General features: G+C 41.4%; 2 pseudogenes. Both read right to left on the bottom strand.

The annotated features are described in order from the left end of the window. Window positions 1-68: pseudogene (locus G5B06_RS18690) on the bottom strand (PrgI family protein); the annotation flags it as partial. A gap of 23 nt (window positions 69-91) precedes the next feature. After that, window positions 92-367 (bottom strand): annotated as a pseudogene (locus G5B06_RS18685) (hypothetical protein); the annotation flags it as partial.

The following is a 367-nucleotide window of genomic DNA, read 5'->3' as shown; positions in this document are numbered from 1 at the left end:
TTTGTCAGATTTAACGCTACTTTTGTTTTGACCTTGGTAAGGTCTTTTGGTACTGGTACATACGCCATGGTATGCGCTCCTTTCCTGCCCGCTAATGGGCATTGAATATTGATTTGCTAAGGCTTCCGGTCTTGAATAATGAAAATGCAAGAATCACGGTATAAGCCGCTACTGAAAACATTGCTGCATGAAGGTCACTGGATATGGTCATTGCATTTACTAAAACTGCATAAATTCCCACACAGACCATCATGAAGAATCCCTGAAATGCCAGTGCGAACAAGCCTTTTAAATAGTTGTTTCCGATATTGCCCCATTCCTTATTGGTCATGGTGGCAAACGGAATTGGTGCTATGGAAGTATAAAG

Source organism: Blautia luti (assembly GCF_013304735.1).
Classification (GTDB): Bacteria; Bacillota; Clostridia; order Lachnospirales; family Lachnospiraceae; genus Blautia_A.
This window is presented reverse-complemented; position numbering and strand designations above follow the sequence as displayed.